Origin of the sequence: Methylorubrum rhodesianum (assembly GCF_014199985.1) — a bacterium.
Taxonomy (GTDB): domain Bacteria; phylum Pseudomonadota; class Alphaproteobacteria; order Rhizobiales; family Beijerinckiaceae; genus Methylobacterium; species Methylobacterium rhodesianum.
Genome location: NZ_JACHOS010000004.1, coordinates 284,508 through 302,179 on the forward strand (window position 1 = coordinate 284,508; position 17,672 = coordinate 302,179).

At 69.0% G+C, this 17,672-nt stretch carries 12 protein-coding genes; 3 read left to right on the plus strand and 9 right to left on the minus strand.

Features of this window, described 5'->3' with window-relative positions:
• Positions 1 to 18: 18 nt before the first annotated feature.
• The 4 genes from HNR01_RS07950 to HNR01_RS07965 all read right to left on the minus strand — a co-directional run bounded on the left by HNR01_RS07950 (position 19) and on the right by HNR01_RS07965 (position 8,189).
• Positions 19 to 3,330, minus strand: a complete 3,312-nt coding sequence (locus HNR01_RS07950; protein WP_183667298.1) for an efflux RND transporter permease subunit — start codon at positions 3,328 to 3,330, stop codon at positions 19 to 21.
• On the minus strand, positions 3,327 to 6,464 hold the full coding sequence (locus HNR01_RS07955; RefSeq protein ID WP_183667299.1) for a multidrug efflux RND transporter permease subunit: 3,138 nt from the start codon (positions 6,462 to 6,464) through the stop codon (positions 3,327 to 3,329). Before HNR01_RS07955 ends, HNR01_RS07950 begins: the two co-directional genes overlap by 4 nt.
• A 12-nt stretch (positions 6,465 to 6,476) precedes the next feature.
• Entirely contained in the window at positions 6,477 to 7,859 is a 1,383-nt protein-coding gene (locus HNR01_RS07960) for an MdtA/MuxA family multidrug efflux RND transporter periplasmic adaptor subunit (RefSeq protein ID WP_183667300.1), read from the minus strand.
• A gap of 156 nt (positions 7,860 to 8,015) precedes the next feature.
• Complete coding sequence (locus HNR01_RS07965; RefSeq protein ID WP_017485790.1) at positions 8,016 to 8,189, minus strand: hypothetical protein; 174 nt, start codon at positions 8,187 to 8,189, stop codon at positions 8,016 to 8,018.
• 435 nt (positions 8,190 to 8,624) lie between these two features.
• Between HNR01_RS07965 and HNR01_RS07970 the strand changes: the two genes are divergently transcribed.
• The 3 genes from HNR01_RS07970 (at position 8,625) to HNR01_RS07980 (ending at position 11,564) form a co-directional block, all read left to right on the plus strand.
• Positions 8,625 to 9,809: an aminotransferase gene (locus HNR01_RS07970; RefSeq protein WP_183667301.1), complete on the plus strand. Its 1,185-nt coding sequence runs from the start codon at positions 8,625 to 8,627 to the stop codon at positions 9,807 to 9,809.
• A 77-nt stretch (positions 9,810 to 9,886) separates the two neighbouring features.
• Positions 9,887 to 10,324 carry a DUF4112 domain-containing protein gene (locus HNR01_RS07975; RefSeq protein WP_017485788.1) on the plus strand — a complete coding sequence of 146 codons (438 nt, stop codon included), beginning with the start codon at positions 9,887 to 9,889 and terminating at the stop codon, positions 10,322 to 10,324.
• 37 nt (positions 10,325 to 10,361) lie between these two features.
• Positions 10,362 to 11,564 (plus strand): ABC transporter permease, encoded by a 1,203-nt coding sequence (locus tag HNR01_RS07980; protein WP_183667302.1) that lies wholly within the window; start codon positions 10,362 to 10,364, stop codon positions 11,562 to 11,564.
• Positions 11,565 to 11,571: 7 nt separating this feature from the next.
• On the opposite strand, the gene HNR01_RS07985 is transcribed toward HNR01_RS07980, so the two are convergent.
• From HNR01_RS07985 to gloB, 5 genes are all read right to left on the minus strand, one after another.
• Positions 11,572 to 13,800: a glycoside hydrolase family 3 N-terminal domain-containing protein gene (locus HNR01_RS07985; protein WP_183667303.1), complete on the minus strand. Its 2,229-nt coding sequence runs from the start codon at positions 13,798 to 13,800 to the stop codon at positions 11,572 to 11,574.
• A gap of 130 nt (positions 13,801 to 13,930) precedes the next feature.
• Positions 13,931 to 15,142, minus strand: coding sequence for a GGDEF domain-containing protein (locus HNR01_RS07990; protein WP_183667347.1), 1,212 nt, complete (start codon positions 15,140 to 15,142; stop codon positions 13,931 to 13,933).
• A gap of 188 nt (positions 15,143 to 15,330) precedes the next feature.
• A complete protein-coding gene (locus HNR01_RS07995) occupies positions 15,331 to 16,302 on the minus strand; it encodes a site-specific tyrosine recombinase XerD (RefSeq protein ID WP_017485784.1) in 972 nt (323 codons plus the stop codon).
• Positions 16,299 to 16,451, minus strand: a complete 153-nt coding sequence (locus tag HNR01_RS08000; RefSeq protein ID WP_017485783.1) for a hypothetical protein — start codon at positions 16,449 to 16,451, stop codon at positions 16,299 to 16,301. The genes HNR01_RS07995 and HNR01_RS08000 overlap by 4 nt, the downstream gene beginning before the upstream one ends.
• A gap of 167 nt (positions 16,452 to 16,618) precedes the next feature.
• The gene (gene gloB, locus HNR01_RS08005) at positions 16,619 to 17,398 is read right to left on the minus strand and encodes a hydroxyacylglutathione hydrolase (RefSeq protein ID WP_153875761.1); all 780 of its coding nucleotides are present in this window, start codon (positions 17,396 to 17,398) and stop codon (positions 16,619 to 16,621) included.
• Positions 17,399 to 17,672 lie beyond the last annotated feature (274 nt).

Sequence of the window (17,672 nt, forward strand, 5' to 3'; positions counted from 1 at the left end):
ATCACGAAACAACCATCCTCACTCGGCCGGCACCGTCGCGGGTCCGCCCCGGCGACGCTTCGCCCAGAGCCGGAGACGGTCGAGATACAGGTAGACGACCGGTGTCGTGTAGAGGGTCAGGATCTGGCTGACGATGAGTCCACCGACAATGGCCGTGCCGAGCGGCCGGCGCAGTTCCGCGCCCTCGCCGCCGGCGATGATGAGCGGCGCCGCGCCGAGCAGGGCGGCCAGCGTCGTCATCATGATCGGGCGGAAGCGCAGGATGCAGGCCTCGTAGATCGCCTCGCCCGGCGTCAGGCCGCGGGTCCGCTCGGCGTCGAGGGCGAAGTCGATCATCAGGATCGCGTTCTTCTTCACGATGCCGATCAGCAGGAACACGGCGATCAGCGCGATGATGGTGAACTCGGTGCCGGTGGTGAGCAGCGCGACGATGGCACCGATTCCGGCCGAGGGCAGCGTCGAGAGAATCGTGATCGGGTGGATGTAGCTCTCGTAGAGGATGCCGAGCACGGCGTAGACGGCCAGCAGCGCCGCCAGGATCAGCAGCGGCTGGCGCGAGGCCGATTCCTGATAGCTCTTGGCCGCGCCCGCGAACTCGCCGTGGATGGTCTGCGGCAGTTGCAGATCGAGCATGGTCTGCTCGATCACGGCGGTCGCCTCGCTCAGGCTCTTGCCCGGTACGAGGTTGAACGAGATCGTCGTGGCCACGAACAGGCCCTGGTGAGAGACCTGAACCGGCGCATTGCCGGTCTCGAAATGCGCGAAGGCCGAGAGCGGGACCATCGTCTCCTTCGCGCTCGATACCGGCGCGCTCGACGAGGCGCCGCCCTTGCTCGCGGCGATGGCGTTGCCCGCAGCGTTGCGGGCCGAGTCGGCAGCGATGGCCGCGGCCGTATCGGTGGTCGAGGTGCCGGAGGTGGACGCCTGTGAGGCGGTCGTCGTTCCGCCTCCCGCGACCGTGCCGGCGACCGCGTTGGTGGTCGCCGATCCCCGCGCCCGGCCGCCCGTGGTCGAGACGTAGATCGTCTTCAGCACCTCCGGGTTCTGGAGGTATCGCGGCGCGATCTCCATCACCACGTGGTACTGGTTGAGCGGGTTGTAGATCGTCGAGACCTGCCGCTGGCCGAAGGCGTCGTAGAGGGTGTTGTCGATCTGGTCGGGCGTGATGCCGTAGCGGAAGGCGGTGGCGCGATCGATCACGAGGCGGCTTTCCAGGCCGCCCTCCTGCTGGTCGGAGGTGACGTCGGCGAAGATGTCGGTGCGCTTCTGGAGCGCCTGCAGGAGCTTCGGCGAGGCGGCGTAGAGCTCGGCCGCGGTGTCGCCCTGGAGCGTGTACTGGTACTGAGCGAAGCTCTGGCGGCCGCCCATCTTCAGGTCCTGGCGCGGAAACAGGAACAGGCGCGCGCCCGCCACCTGGGCGAGCTTGGGCCTGAGCCGGGCCATCACCTTCTCGATGGAATCGCGCTGGCCGAGGGGTTTGAGCCCGACGAAGACGTTGGCCGAGTTGGTCCCCCGCCCCCCGGTGAAGCCGACGATGCTCTCGACCGCCGGATCCGCCTGCACGATGGCGCTCGCCCGCTGCAGCTTGTCCTTCATCGACTGGAACGAGATGCGCTGGTCGGCCTGGATGCCGCCCATGAGCTGGCCGGTATCCTGATCGGGGAAGAAGCCCTTCGGCACGATGATGTAGCCGTAGACCGTGAGCCCGATCGCGATGAACACGCTGAGCGCGGTCAATCGGCGGTGATGGAGGGCGATGCGCAGGGTCCGCTCGTAGCCGGCGAGCATTGCGTCGAAGCCGCCCTCCAGCATCCGCAGCAGGAGGTTGGGGCGCCTGCCCTGCATCTCCGCCTCGGGCTTGAGCAGGATCGCGCACATCATCGGCGTCGTCGTCAGCGAGAGCACGAGCGAGACGAGGATCGCCAGCGACAGGGTGACGGCGAATTCCTGGAACAGCCTTCCGACGATGCCGCCCATCAGGAGGATCGGCAGGAACACGGCGATGAGCGACAGGCTCATCGAGACCACGGTGAAACCGACTTCGCGGGCGCCGAGCAGGGCCGCCTCGACCCGCGGCTTACCCGCCTCGATGTGGCGCTGGATGTTCTCCAAGACGACGATGGCGTCGTCCACGACGAAGCCTGTCGCGATGATGAGTGCCATCAGCGACAGGATGTCGAGGGAGTAGTCGAGCATCCACATCGCACCGAACGTGCCGATGATCGAGATCGGCACCGCCACCGCCGGGATCAGTGTCGCCCGCCACGAGCGCAGGAAGATGAAGGTGACGAAGATCACGAGGATGACCGCGATGATCAGCGTCTCCTCGGTGCTCGCCAGCGAGGCGCGGATCGTGGCGGATCGGTCGCCGGAGATGTTGAGGTCGATGTCGCCCGGCAGCGCCGCCTTCACCTGCGGGATCGCCGCGCGCACCCGCTCCACGGTCTCGACGACGTTCGAGCCCGGCTGCTTGTAGATGAACAGGATCACGCCCGGCTTGCCGTCGACGAGGCCGAGATTGCGCTTGTCCTCGACCGAGTCGACCACCTCGCCGACATCGGCCAGCCGCACGGCGGCACCGTTGCGGTAGGCCACCACGATGTCGCGGTAGTCGGAGGCCTGCCGGCCCTGGTCGTTGGCGTAGAGCTGGTAGCGGCGGTCGCCCGCCACGATGTCGCCCTTGGGCGAGTTGGCATTGGCCGAGGCCAGCCCCGCACGGATGCCTTCGAGACCGATGCCGTAGTGGAACAGGGCGGTCGGATCGAGTTCGACCCGCACCGCCGGCAGCGACGAGCCGCCGATATCGACGTTGCCGACGCCCTCGATCTGGCTCATCCGCTGCTGCACGATGGTCGCGGCGGAATCGTAGAGCTGGCCGGGCGTCAGGGTGTCCGAGGTGAGACCGAGGATCAGGATCGGCGAATCGGCCGGGTTGAACTTGCGGTAGGTCGGGTTGGTGCGAAGCGCCGTCGGCAGGTCGGCGCGCGCGGCGTTGATCGCCGCCTGCACGTCGCGGGCGGCGCCGTCGATGTCGCGGTTGAGGCCGAACAGCAGGACGATCCGCACCGTGCCGGTGGAGCTCGTGGACGTCATCTCGTTGACGTCGGCGATCGCCCCGAGCCGCCGCTCCAGCGGCGCGGCGACCGTCGTCGCCATGGTCTCGGGCGAGGCGCCGGCCATCTGCGCCTGGACGAGGATGACGGGAAAGTCGACCTGCGGCAGCGGCGCCACCGGCAGCCGCACATAGGCGAACAGGCCGGCGAGCATCAGGCCGATGGTGAGAAGCGTCGTCGCGACCGGGCGGCGGATGAAGGGTTCGGAGAGGTTCAAGGGACCGCCCCGCCCGGCGCGAGCCCGTCCTGCTCCCGCCGCCGGGTGATCCGCCGTTCAAGCCGGTCGAAGGCGAGATAGATCACCGGCGTCGTGAACAGCGTCAGCACCTGGCTGACGATGAGGCCGCCGGCGATGACGATGCCGAGCGGCTGTCGCAGCTCCGAGCCGACGCCGGAGCCGATGATCATCGGGACCGCCGCGAACAGGGCGGCGAGCGTCGTCATCAGGATCGGGCGGAAGCGCAGCAGGCAGGCCTCGTAGATCGCGTCGCGCGGCGTCTTGCCCTCCTCGCGCTCCGCCTGGAGCGCGAAGTCGATCATCATGATCGCGTTCTTCTTCACGATGCCGATCAGGAGCACGATGCCGATGATCGCGATGATGTCGAGGGAGAGCCCGAACAACATCAGCCCGAGCAGAGCGCCGATCCCCGCCGACGGGAGCGTCGAGAGGATGGTGATGGGATGGATGAAGCTCTCGTAGAGCACGCCCAGCACGATGTAGACGGTGACAATGGCGGCGCAGACGAGGAACAGCTCGTTGGAGAGCGCCGACTCGAACGCGAAGACCGAGCCCTGCGGCACCACGTTGAAGCTCGCCGGCAGGTTGATCTGTTGTCGCGCGACCTCGAGTGCCTCGACCGCCTGGCCCAGCGCCACGCCCGGCGCGAGGTTGAACGAGACGGTGGTGGCCGGGAACTGGCCGAGATGGCCGATCAGCAGCGGCGCGCGCCGCTCCTCGACCTTCGCCACTGCCGAGAGGGGCACCTGCCCCGAGGGGGCGGTGGAGGAGGGAAGGTAGAGGTTGTCGAGGGAGGCGAGCGACGTGTGCAGCTTCGGGTCCGCCTCCAGGATCACCCGGTACTGGTTCGACTGGGTGAAGATGGTCGAGACGATGCGCTGGCCGAAGGCGTCGTAGAGCACGTTGTCGATGGTGGCCGGCGTGATGCCGTAACGGCCGGCGGTGGCGCGATCGATCGTGACGTAGGCCGCCAGCCCGTTGCCCTGGTAGTCGCTGGTGACGTCGGCGAGCAGGGGCGAGCGGCGCAGGGCCTCGACGTAGCGCGGCACCCAGGTCTCGAAGTCGCCGAGATTCGGGTTCTCGAGAATGACTTGGTACTGCGTCGCCGAAACCGCGGTGTCGATCGTCAGATCCTGCACCGGCTGCATGTAGAGCCGCACGCCGGGCACGCCGCTCGTCGCCGCGTTGAGCCGACGGATGATCGCGCTCGCATCCGCGCTGCGGACCTCGCGCGGCTTCAGATTGATGAGGAAGCGGCCGGAATTGAGGGTGACGTTCTGCCCGTCCACGCCGATGAAGGACGACAGGCTGGCCACGTCCGGATCCTTCAGCACCACGTCGGCCAGCGCCTGCTGGCGCTCCGCCATGGCTTCGTAGGAGACGCTCTGGTCGGCCTGTGAGATGCCCTGGATCACGCCCGTGTCCTGCACGGGGAAGAAGCCCTTGGGGATCACCACGAACAGGTAGGCGGTGAGGGCCACCGTGCCGAGGGTGACGATGAGCGTCAGGCCCTGGTTCGCCAGCACGACGCGCAGGGCCCGGCCGTAGAGGGCGATGACGCCGTCGTTCAGCCGCCGGCCGAAGCGGGCGATCGGCCCCTCCCGGCGGGCGGCCGGCGTGTCGGCGCCGTGGGCGACGGGCTTCAAGAGCCGCGCGCACAGCATCGGAACGAGGGTCAACGAGACCACCGCCGAGATGACGATGGTCGCCGCCAGCGTGATCGCGAATTCGCGGAACAGGCGCCCCACCACGTCGGCCATGAACAGCAGCGGGATCAGCACCGCGATCAGCGAGACGGTGAGCGAGATGATGGTGAAGCCGATCTCGCGGCTTCCCTTCAGCGCCGCCTCGAACGGGCTGTCGCCCTCCTCGACATGGCGGGCGATGTTCTCGATGACGACGATGGCGTCGTCCACGACGAAGCCGGTGGCGATGGTCAGCGCCATCAGCGAGAGGTTGTCGAGGGAGAAGCCCCAGGCATCCATCGCCGCGAGCGCGCCAATCAGCGAGAGCGGGACCGACAGACTCGGGATCAGCGTTGCGGAGAAGCTGCGCAGGAACAGGAAGATCACCATCACGACCAGCGCGATGGCGAGCATCAGCTCGAACTGCACGTCGTGGACGGAGGCGCGGATCGTCGTCGTGCGGTCGGTCAGCGTCGCGATCGAGACCGCGGCCGGCATGGTCGCCTGAAGCTGCGGCAGCAGCCGCTTGATGCGGTCCACCGTGTCGATGACGTTGGCGCCGGGCTGGCGCTGGATGTTCAGGATGACCGCGGGCGTGCGATCGGCCCAGGCGCCGAGCCGGGTGTTCTCGGCCCCGTCCACGACCTGCGCCACATCGGTGAGGTGGACCGGCGAGCCGTTGCGGTAGGCGATGATCGCGCTGGCGTAGACGGCCGGGTCGCGGACCTGATCGTTGGCGTTGATGGCGTAGGACTGGGTCGGCCCGTCGATGTTGCCCTTGGGCGTATTGACGTTGAGGTTGGCGATCGTCGTGCGCAGATCGTCGATGTTGAGGCCGTAGGCGGCCATCGCCAGGGAATTGAACCGCACCCGCACCGCCGGCCGCTGCCCGCCGCCCATGCTGACGAGACCGACGCCGGCGATCTGGCTGATTTTCTGAGCGAGCCGCGTTTCGGCGAGATCGCGCACCTGCGTCAGCGGCATCGTCGCCGAGGTCAGCGCCAGGGTCAGCACGGGCGCGTCCGCCGGATTGACCTTGGCGTAGATCGGCGGGGCGGGCAGATCGGTCGGCAGCAGGTTTCCCGCCGCGTTGATCGCCGCCTGGACCGATTGCTCGGCGATGTCGAGGGGGATGTCGAGGTTGAACTGGAGCGTGATGACGGAGGCCCCCGCCGAACTCTGCGAGGACATCTGGTTGAGGTTGGCCATCTGGCCGAACTGCCGCTCCAGCGGCGCGGTGACCGCCGAGGTCATCACCTCCGGACTCGCCCCCGGATAGAAGGTCTGCACCTGGATCGTCGGGTAATCGACGGCCGGCAGGGCCGAGACCGGCAGGTTCAGGTAGGAGACCGCGCCGACGATCAGGATCGCCAGCATCGACAGGGTCGTCGCGACGGGCCGCAGGATGAAGATGCGGGACGGGTTCATGGCCGCATCCGTTTACGGTGCCGGGCGCCGGCGTCCCCGGCGCTCCTGTCCATTCTCCGTCGAGCCCGCCGCCGCACCGGCGGCCGGCGTCGCGGGGAGCGTCGCGCCGGGCGCGCCCGCGGCCGGTGCGGCGGCCTGCGGGCCGTTCGCGTGGCCGACGACGCGCACGGGGGCGCCCTCGCGCAGGCGGTCGGTGCCGTCGGTGACGACCCGGTCGCCCGGGGCGAGGCCCGAGACCACCACCGTGTTCACGCCGTCGGTCTCGCCGGTCTTGATCGGGCGGACCGTGACCTTCTCGTCGCCGTCCATCAGGTAGACGTAGGTGCCCGGCGTACCGCGCAGGATCGCGGCGTTCGGCACCAGGGCCGCGTTCTGGATCGTCTCGACCGTGAGGCGGGCGTTCACGAACTGGTTCGGGAACAGGGTTTCCTCCTCGTTCTCGAACATCGCCCGCAGCTTCACCGTGCCGGTCGTCGTGTCGATCTGGTTGTCGATGGTTTCGAGCCGGCCGGTCGCGATCTCGTGCTGGTCGCTGCGGTCGTAGGCGCGCACGGTGAGCTTCGCCCCCTGGCGCAGCCGGCGCATCACCCGCGCCACGTCGTCCTCCGGCAGCGTGAACACCACCGAGATCGGGCGGAGCTGCGTGACCACGACGATGTTGGTCGAGCCGGCGGTGATGTAGTTGCCGAGATCGACCTGCCTCAGGCCGACCCGGCCCTCCACCGGCGAGACGATCCGGGCATAGGTGAGGTTGAGCTTTTGCTGATCGACCAGCGCCTGATCGGCCGCGACCGTCCCCTCGTTCTGCTTCACCAGGGCGGCCTGGGTGTCGACGTTCTGCTTCGAGATCGAATCCTGCCGGTTCAGGGTCTGGTAGCGCTGAAGGTCGAGCCTCGAGTTCTGCAGCAGCGCCTGGTCGCGGGCGAGCTGGCCCTGATACTGGGCGAGCAGCGCCTCGTAGGGGCGCGGGTCGATCTGGGCGAGGAAATCGCCCTCCTTCACCATCTGCCCCTCGCGGAAGCCGATCTTGGTGAGGTAGCCGCTGATCTGCGAGCGGATCGAAACGGTGGCGAGCGGCGTCACGGTGCCGAGCCCCTGCAGCACCACCGGCATGTCGCCGGTCACGACCGGCGCGATGCCGACCGCCTGCTTCATCTCGGCGGGCCGCCCGCCGCGGCCGTGACCGCCCGATCCCGGCGCCTGCGCCGTCTGCTCCGTTGGCTTCTGCCGGGCGTCGTAGGTGCGATGGGCCACCGCGCCGGCTCCGCCGAGAATCAGCAGCGCGAGCATCCAGCGGCCGAACTTCCGCCGTCGGCGGACCGGCGCGGTCGGCACCGGGTCCGCCGTCCGGTATTCCCGGGCGGTCTCCCTGCGTATCGGCGAACTCTCGTTCATCCCTCACACACTCGTCGATGTCGTTCACGGCCACCGGGTCCGGGCCGGTCCGCAGGAACGCGTCAGATGGCCGGAGGTCCGATCCCGTCGAGACCGGGCACCCGATAGGTCCCGCCTCGGTACGGCCGGCGAGCGTCGCCTGGCAATGCGGTGTTCCTACGGCGCCGACGTTTCCGGCATGTTGCTGCGCCCCGGCTCGCCCTGCGACTGATAGAGGCGCATCACGTCGCGAAACGATGCGTCAACAGGCGTCACCGGCAGAACGAGACGCAGGCCGAGCCCAAGGCCGGCGGAAAGGGCGGCCAGCAGCAGACAGGTTCCCAGACGCATGTTCCGCCGATGGCGAGAGACCGAAGCAGCGCGAGGCGCGCGGCCCGACCGGACATGAAAAAAGCCGCCGTGTCGAGCGGCGGCCTTTTCATGAGGACGACCGGACCGGCCTGCCACACCCAAGAGACGAGGGGGCGAAGTCCCTTCAGCGCGGCGGCCGGTCCGACCGTGGGGTGAACATGCGCTTACGACTGATGATCGTCAACATTCGTCACCCCTTCGCCGCGTCGCAAAAGCCGGATTTGGCGGGCCATCTGCAGACCGGTGTGCGTGATCGCACGTCGCATCGACTGAGATGCGAAGTGTTCCGCAAAGGTTCCGCAAGACACCCTTGTCTTCGAGCGTGGAGCGACCAGTCGCACGCAAGTTTCCTCTCCGCTCCCTGCTTGCGGGAGGACGCTTGGAGCGAAGCACCGGCTCTGCGAAGACATCGCCATGGATCCCGCCGCGAATCGCATCCCCGCCCACACCGCTCATCCCGTCTTTGCCGAGCTGCCGGAAACGGTGTTCGAAGCGATGTCGCGGCTGGCGCGGCAGCACAGCGCGATCAATCTCGGCCAGGGCTTTCCCGATGGACAGGGGCCCGACGACGTGCGCGCTGCCGCCGCGCGGGCGCTGGAGAGCGTGAGCAACCAGTATCCGCCGATGATGGGGCTGCCGTCCCTGCGCAGCGCCATCGCCGCGCATTACTGGCACCATCAGGGTCTCGACCTCGACCCCGAGCGCGAGGTGATGGTGACTTCGGGGGCGACGGAGGCGCTGGCCGGAGCACTGATGGCGCTGGTGCGGCCGGGCGACGAGGTCGTGCTGTTCGAGCCGATGTACGACGCCTACCTGCCCCTGGTGCGGCGCACGGGCGGTGTGCCGCGTTTCGTCACGCTCCAGCCGCCGCATTTCCGGATCGAGGCGGCGGCGCTCGCCGAAGTTTTTTCCGAGCGCACCCGCGTCGTGCTCCTCAACAACCCGCTCAACCCGAGCGCCACGGTCTTCGGATCGGACGACCTCGGCCTGCTCGCCGGTTTCTGCCGCCGCTTCGACGCGGTGGCGGTCTGCGACGAGGTCTGGGAGCACGTGATCTTCGACGAACGGCGCCACCTGCCGCTGATGGCGCTCCCCGGCATGCGGGAGCGGACGGTGAAGATCGGCTCGGCCGGCAAGATCTTCAGCCTCACCGGCTGGAAGGTCGGCTTCGTCATGGCAGCCCAGCCGCTGATGCGCGTCCTGTCGCGGGCGCACCAGTTCCTCACCTTCACCACGCCGCCGAACCTCCAGGAGGCCGTCGCCTACGGGCTCTCCAAGGACGACGCCTATTTCGAGGGCATGCGTGCCGACCTCGCCCGTTCCCGCGACCGGCTGGCGGCGGGCCTGTCGCGGATTGGCTTCACGGTGCTGCCGAGTGCCGGCACCTATTTCCTCACGGTCGATGTCGCCGGGCTTGCCGATGACGACGTCACCTTCTGCGAGCGGATCGTGAGGGAGCACGGCGTGGCCGCCATTCCCGTCAGTGCCTTCTACGCCCAGGGAAACGTGCGACACCTCGTTCGCTTCTGCTTCGCGAAGACGGACGCCACCCTCGATGCGGCGGTCGAGCGGCTGGCGGAATTGTTTCGCGCGGGGTGAGCGGGCGCGCTTCCTTGTGCAACGCTCGGGGCGGGGCCACATCCTCTGCCATGACCACCTCCGCCCATACCCCCAGCATGGCCTATCGCGAGCCCGCCGGGGCGGCGCAGCTGCGCCGCTTCACCGACACCAGCACGGAGGCGAGCCTCCAGCGCCTGGAGCAGCTTGCTCATCTGATGGACTCGGCCTTTCTCCTGCCGGGCATCAACCGCCGCGTCGGCCTCGACGCGGTGATCGGCCTCGTCCCCGTGCTCGGCGACATCGCGGGCATGGCGATCGCCTCGTACATCGTCTACGAGGCGAAACGGCTCGGCGCGCCGCGCTGGCTGGTCTGGCGCATGATGGCCAACGTCGCCCTCGACGGCGCGGTGGGCTCGGTGCCGCTGGCCGGCGACCTGCTCGACGCGGCCTTCAAGGCCAACCGTCGCAACGTGCGCCTGCTGCGCCGCCATCTCGAGCGCAAGGGCAGCTTGCGGCCGAGCGAGATCGAGGGCACCGCAGTCCGGCTCGACTGAGCCGGCATCGGCCGCCCGAGCGTGAGGGTTGGAGCCGATGAACGAGCACCTGCGACCCGAACCCGATGCGGTGCCCGTCACCGCGCCGGGCAACGCGCCGCAGATGCAAGTCCTGCCGACTGCCACCCGCCGCGGTCTCTCGCCGCTCAACCGTCGGCGCCTGGCGAACTTCCGGGCCAACCGGCGCGGCTACTGGTCGGCGGTGATCTTCACCGTCCTGTTCGTACTCAGCCTCTTTGCCGAGCTCATCGCCAACGATCGACCGATCGTGATGCAGTACAAGGGCGAGTGGCTGTTCCCCGTCCTGATCGATTATCCGGACGAGAAGTTCGGCGGCTTCCTCGCCCAGACCGACTACCGCGCCCCCGAGACGCGCAAGGAGATCGAGGAGAACGGCTGGGCACTCTGGCCGCCGATCCCCTACGCCGACAACACCTACATGCGGGATCTGCCGACCCCTGCGCCCTCGCCGCCGACCTGGATGCTCAGCGATGAACAGTGCCGCCCCGTGGCCGAACGGGCGGGGGTGAAGGCCGAGGGGCGCGAACTTGGCTGCCGCGACATCGAGTGGCACTGGCTCGGCACCGATAACGCGACCCGGGACGTGCTGGCGCGCGTCATTTACGGCTTCCGCATCTCGATCCTGTTCGGCCTCGTGCTCGCCGGCATCTCGTCGGTCATCGGCGTGATCGCGGGCGCGGTCCAGGGCTATTTCGGCGGCTGGACCGACCTGATCTTCCAGCGGGTCATCGAGATCTGGGGCGCGATTCCGACGCTCTACCTCATCATCATCATGTCGGCCTTCCTCGTGCCGAGCTTCTTCACCCTGCTCGGCATCCTGACGTTGTTCTCGTGGACGGCTTTGGTCGGCGTGGTGCGCGCGGAATTCCTGCGCGCACGCAACTTCGAGTACGTGCGGGCGGCCCGCGCGCTCGGCCTGTCGAACGTGCGCATCATGACGCGCCACCTCCTGCCCAACGCCATGGTGGCGACGCTGACCTTCCTGCCGTTCATCCTGAACGGCTCGGTGACGACCCTGACCTCCCTCGACTATCTCGGCTTCGGCCTGCCGCCGGGCTCACCCTCGCTCGGCGAGCTGCTGGCGCAGGGCAAGGACAACATCAACGCCCCCTGGCTCGGGCTCACCGGCTTCTTCGTGGTGGCGACGATGCTGAGTCTCCTCGTCTTCGCGGGCGAAGCCGTGCGCGATGCGTTCGATCCGAGGAAGACGTTCGGCTGACGCGGAATCAGCGCCGTGCCTCATCGCTGCCCGGCGAGCCGCGCCAGCCGGTCTCGACGGTGAAGCCGGCGCTGCGGGTGGCAACGGAATCGCCGCCGACATGGGCGAGGTAGACGCCGGCCTCCACGACCAGCGTCCCGTCCGGCTCGTGGTAGCCGAGCTCGCGCGCAGGGACGCGGAAGCTCGCGGTGCCGGTCTCGCCGGAGGCGAGATCGAGGAGCGCGACCCCCTTCAGCAGGCGCCTGGGCCGGCTTCGGCCCGCGACCGGCTGGCTGATGTAGAGTTGCGCGACCGCCCGGCCCGGCCGCGTGCCGTGATTGGTCACGGCCGCGCGCACATCCAGCACCGCCTCATGGCGATCACCGACGCCGACATGCGGCTTCACGATCTCCGGCTCGCCGTAGGTGAAGCGGGTATAGGAGAGGCCGTAGCCGAACGGGAACAGCGGCAGCGGCGATTCGTCGGCGTAGCCCATGGTCCAGCGCGAATTCGGGATATGCGGGCGCCCGCCGGGCAGCGCGTCGTAGGTCAGCGGCAATTGACCGACCTTGCGCGGCCAGGAGACCGGAAGCTTGCCCGACGGGCTGGCGTCGCCGAACAGCGTCTCGGCGATGGCCGGTCCGCCCTCCAGGCCCGGAAGCCACGCCATCAGCACCGCCTGCGCCTGCTCCAGTGCATCGCCGAGTTCGGTTGGGCGTCCGCCGACCACGACGAGCGCGACCGGCTTGCCCGGCCTGGAGATCGCGGCGAGAAGGTCGTGCTGCAGGCCCGGCCAGGCGAGGGTCGCGCTCGACGACCCCTCGCCCGAGCGATCCCGCGGCTCGCCCATCACCGCGACGACGAGATCGGCCCTCTCCGCGGCCTCAACGGCTTCGGGAAACCCCGCGCGGCTGTCGCAGACCCGCGGGCAGCCCGGTGCGAAGTCGATTGCGACGCCGGCCGCGGCGGCGCGCTCGCGCAGGCCCGCCAGGACCGTCACCGCGTCCCATTCCTGCCCGGCGCCCTCGTGCGGTCCGACCTGATCCCAGGCGGAATCGGCGAAGGGACCGATGACGGCGATGCGGCGCACGCGAGCCGGATCGACCGGCAGCAGATCCTCGCGGTTCTGCAGCAGAACGAGACTGGCCCGCGCCGCCTCACGGGCGAGCCGCCGTGTCTCGGGCCGCAGCAGCTTCTCCTCGGCGCCGGCCGGATCGATCACCGGGCGGTCGAACAGACCGAGCCCGAACTTCAGCCGCAGCACCCGGCGCACCGCGGCATCGACCACGGTCTCGGAGATGCGCCCCGCCCGCACCTCGTCGGGCAGGTGGCGCAGGAAGAGCCCGCTCGTCATATCCATATCGACACCGGCCAGCAGCGCCTTGCGTGCCGCCTCCGCCCCGTCACGGGCGACGCCATGCTTCATCAGGCTCGCGACCGCCTGCCAATCGGCCACGACGAGGCCGGAAAATCCCATTTGCCGGCGGAGCAGCCCCGCCAGCAACGCCGGGTCGGCGGTGGCGGGCAGGCCGTTCATCGCGGTGAGCGCCGTCATCACCGCATCGGCACCGGCACGGATGCCGTCCCGGAACGGCGGCAGGTGAAGGTCGTGCAGTTCGGTGGGCGCGACGAAGGTGGCGTCGTAATCGCGTCCACCCAGCACCGCACTGTAGCCCGCGAAATGCTTGAGCGTGCTCGCGAGGCCACCGTCGCGAAAACCCTCGACCTGCGCGGCGGCGAGCCGCCCCGTCAGCCACGGATCCTCGCCGAGCCCCTCGACCACCCGGCCCCAGCGCAGGTCGCGAGCGACGTCCGCCATCGGCGAGAACGTCCAGTTGAGGCCGACGCCCACGGATTCGCGTGCCTGCGCGGCGGCGGCGCGGCGCACGAGGCCGGCATCGAAACTCGCGGCCAGAGCGAGCGGCAGGGGGAAGATGGTGCGGTAGCCGTGGACGATATCGAGGCCGACGAGCAGCGGAACCCCGAGCCGCGACGAGCGCGCGAGCCGGTCGGCCTGCGCGATGAGGCCGGCATTGTTGAAGTTGATGACCGCCCCGACCTCGCCGCGGCGGAGGCTGTCGAGATCGAGGATCGGCTCGTGCGAGATCAGGTTGAGCTGACCGGCCTTCTCTTCCAGCGTCATGCGCGAGAGCAGCGCCTCGATCCGGGGCTCGACCGGCTCGGCGGGCCGGGCCGGACCGATGAGGAGAACGCAGCACGCGATACCGTAGAGGATTTCCCGAGCCAGCCGCCGCATCGTCACCGCTCCCCGGGAGCGGATTCGACCGCCCTCTGCCGGGGCGCGACGATGCCTCAGTCAGGGGCGTTCCGTCGATGCGCCGTCGGCGGGCATTTCAGGGCAGCGGCCCAATCGGTGTGGAAGGCGCTCACGACGGGCGCATCCGGCGTCGCCCGGCGGCCGCATGCAGAGCGGTACCGGCGGGCTCGTCGGCGAGGGGAAGCGGATAGTCCTGCGAGGTGACCACACGGTCCCGACCGGACCGTTTGGCGCGATAGAGGGCGTCGTCGGCGCGGCGCAACAGATAGTCGAGGCTGCCGCCGATCTGGCTCTCGACGGCGACGCCGACGCTCACGCTCATCGCCAGATCCGGATAGTCCGGGTGGGTGAAACGGGCGACGCCGGCTCGGATCCGCTCGCCGATGCGCGCCGCCGCCCGTTCGTCGTAGCGCGGAAGCAGGCAGGCGAACTCCTCACCGCCCATTCGTCCGAACAAGGCTCCGGGCGGCAGCATCGGAGCCGCGATGTGACAGAACGCGGCCAGAGCCGCATCGCCGACACTGTGGCCGTGGCGGTCGTTAATCATCTTGAAGTGATCGAGATCGAACAGCAGAAGCGCGGCGGGTGCAACCGCGAGGCGCTGCTCGGCCCCTGCGACCAGGGCCCGGCGGTTGGCGATCCCGGTCAGGGCATCGGTTTCGGCAGCCAGCCGCTGCTCGCGCTCGGCCCGCTCCTTGGTCAGCGCCATGAACGTGAAGGCGATCGCCACCGAGAACAGCGTTCCGGTGAAGCAGAGGATGGCGAACCAGGGCGAGGCGGTCCCCACGGATGCCGGGAGCGGCGTCGTGACCGCCAGCGGCACACGGAGTCCGTAGAGTGCGGCGTAGGTCGCGAGCAGGACGAGGGCCGGATAGCGCGACACCAGCGACTCGGCGCGGCCCTGCCAGATCGTGACCGCGCCGACGCCGCAATACAAACCTGCGCTCAGTGAGGCGAGGATGACCCGGGCGGGAAGCGACTCGTAGAAGGCGGGAACGGCACAGGCGGCGAGCCAGATGACCGCGCCGGCCAGAGCCCAGTCGAGTCGCGGCGGACGGCGCTCGAAGGCCCGCACGCCGCTCCAGATCAGACCGTAGGCACCGATCATCAGCGCGTTCGCGATGCCGATGGACAAGCTGTCGGGAATCTGACCGCGCATGGACAGCAGCAGCGAGGCGCCGCTCCCGACGATATGCGCGATGCCCCAAACCACCAGGGCGCGCTCGCGGCGAGCCTGGCTCCACGACAGCAGGAACAGCACACCGACCGTAAAGGTGACGGCGGCCGTCATCATGAAAAGCGTGGGAGGGTCGAGGCGCATCATATTCTGGCAAAGGTCCGGCCGAGCGAACCTTTGCGCCTCCTCTCCCCGTCCTGATCCAACCCAGAGGGTCAGACTACGACCTCGATGTCAACGGTATTACAGGAATTCGCCTTCGAATTCGGCAGCAACGCGCTCACATACCTGCCAGAAATTAGGCAATGTGGTATAATTCGATACAGTTCTTCTCAGGAAACAGTTCCGACCTCGATGTAATCGCCTGCATCGTTCAGCGGATGGAGGTCGCGCACCATGCCCTTCAACCGTTCGTCGAGGACGTGGGTATAGATCTGTGTCGTCGAGATGTCGGCATGCCCCAGCAATTCCTGGACGACGCGCAGATCGGCGCCGTTCTGGAGCAGGTGGCTGGCGAAGGCGTGGCGCAGAACGTGCGGGCTGACCCGATCCGTGCGAAGGCCGGCGGCTGCGGCGGCGTGCTTGAGGTCGCGGGCGAAGGCCTGACGGGTCAGATGGCCGCTCTCGCTCTCGGCCGGAAACAGCCAGGGACCGTCGGCGGGCAGCAGCGCGACATGGGCGCGCATCGCATCCCGCGCGAGATCGGTCAGCGGCACGAGGCGCTCGCGTCCGCCCTTGCCCTTGACCACGAGGTAGCGCTCGCGGGTCGCGGCGGCCGAGCGCGGCAGCGCCACCAGTTCTGAGACGCGCAGGCCCGTGGCGTAGAGCAGTTCGAGCAGGCAGAGCATCCGGGAGGCGGCACGGGCCTCCGACCGGTTGTCGCCCGCCGCATCGACCCGCTCGCGCGCCGTCGCGAGCAGACGGTCGACTTCCTCCACCGAAAGGATCTTCGGCAGGCCCTTGGCGCGGCGCGGGGCGGCGACCGGCGCGGTCGGGTCCGTCTCGGCATAGCCTTCGGCATAGAGGAAGCGATGGAAGCCGCGAATGCAGGAGAGGCGCCGGGCGGCCGAGGACGCCTTCAGCCCACGAGGCTCGAGAGAGGCGATGTAGGCGCGGACTTGGTCGGCATTCGCCTCCTCGGGATCGATCCCGCCGTTCGCGAGATATCCGAGATAATCGTCGAGATCGCGCCGGTAGGCCGCCAGGGTGTTGGCTGCCGCGCCCCGCTCGGCGGCGAGCATTTCGAGAAAGAGTTGGCCCGGATCCTCCGCCCCGCCCGAGGGCGCGGAACCGTCCGCGCTCATCGGCCGCCCGGCTGGAGCTTCGCGGGAGGAATCGTGACGCTCATCTCCCGCGGCGTCGGCTGGACGAAGGTCGCCAAGGCGAACATGCCGGCGAAGACGAGACCCGCGAGAATCGCGATCGTGGCGAGGAAACGAAACAGGGTGGGCAAGGGAACCGGCCTTTCGCCGAGGATACGCGGACGAGCGGGTCGTGTTGCGATGCGCAAACCGTGGGCTTCGATCACACGGCCCCGAGGCAAAGGCAAGGTCTCGCCGAACACAGCCGGTCCGGTCAATGGATCGGCCGCGAGACCGCCGCCCGCCCCCTGCCCGGCGTTCAGAACCGGTTCTTCCAGGCCCGCAACGCGGTGAACACCGCCGACGGATCGGAGCCCGGCTCCAGACCGGCCGAGCGGGCGAGAACCGGCTCGCCCACGCGCAGGAACGGGTTGGTGGCCTTCTCCTCGCCGATGGTCGAGGGAATCAGGAAGCCGCCCGTCTCGGCGAGCCGCCCGGCCTCGGCCACGCGCTCCTTCAGGTCGGCGTTGTCCGGATCGGCGGCAAGGGCGAAGCGACCATTCGAGAGCACATAATCGTGGCCGCTATAGACCGCCGTCGCGTCGGGCAGGTCGAGGAAGCGGGCGAGGGAGCGCCAGAGCGTCGCCGGCTCGGCCTCCATCACCCGGCCACAACCGAGGGTGAACAGGGTGTCGCCCGCAAACACCACGCCGGCATCGGCGAAGTAATAGGTGACGTGGTCGGCGCAGTGGCCCGGCGTTTCCCACACCTGTCCTGAGAGGCCGCCGACCGTCACCGTGTCGCCCTCCCCGACGTAGCGGGCCGCACCCGGCACCGCCGAGCGGGCCTTCTCCGGCGCGGTGACCCGCGCGCCGGTGCGCTCCACCACCTCCGGGATTCCCTCAATGTGGTCGGCGTGGCGGTGGGTGACGAGGATATCGGTGAGCTGCCAACCCTCCGCGTCGAGGACGGCGAGCACCGGCCCAGCCTCCGGCACGTCGATGGCGGCGCAGGCGCCGCTCGCGGGATCGCGGATCAGTACGCCGATATTGTCGCTCCGGCACAGGAAGGTGCGGATTTCGGGGGCCGCTCTCGTCATCGAAGACCCTTTCGCCAGAACTGACTTCTCTCGGCCGGCGTTCTCGCCCGGACCGGTGGCACAAGCCAAGGACGAGCCGAGCGCGGGACGCGCCGGCTGCGGAACCGTTGCAGGATCGTCACGGTTCCGAAACCGGAGTACCGCCACGCTTGCGCGCGGCCCAGCGGTGGAGTTGCCGGACCGGCTTTCCGCCCCCACGCGCCGCCCCCGCTTGCCGGACGGGCCCGCGATCCCCATTGATGCCGCATCAGCCTTGCGACATCCGTCTCGTGGA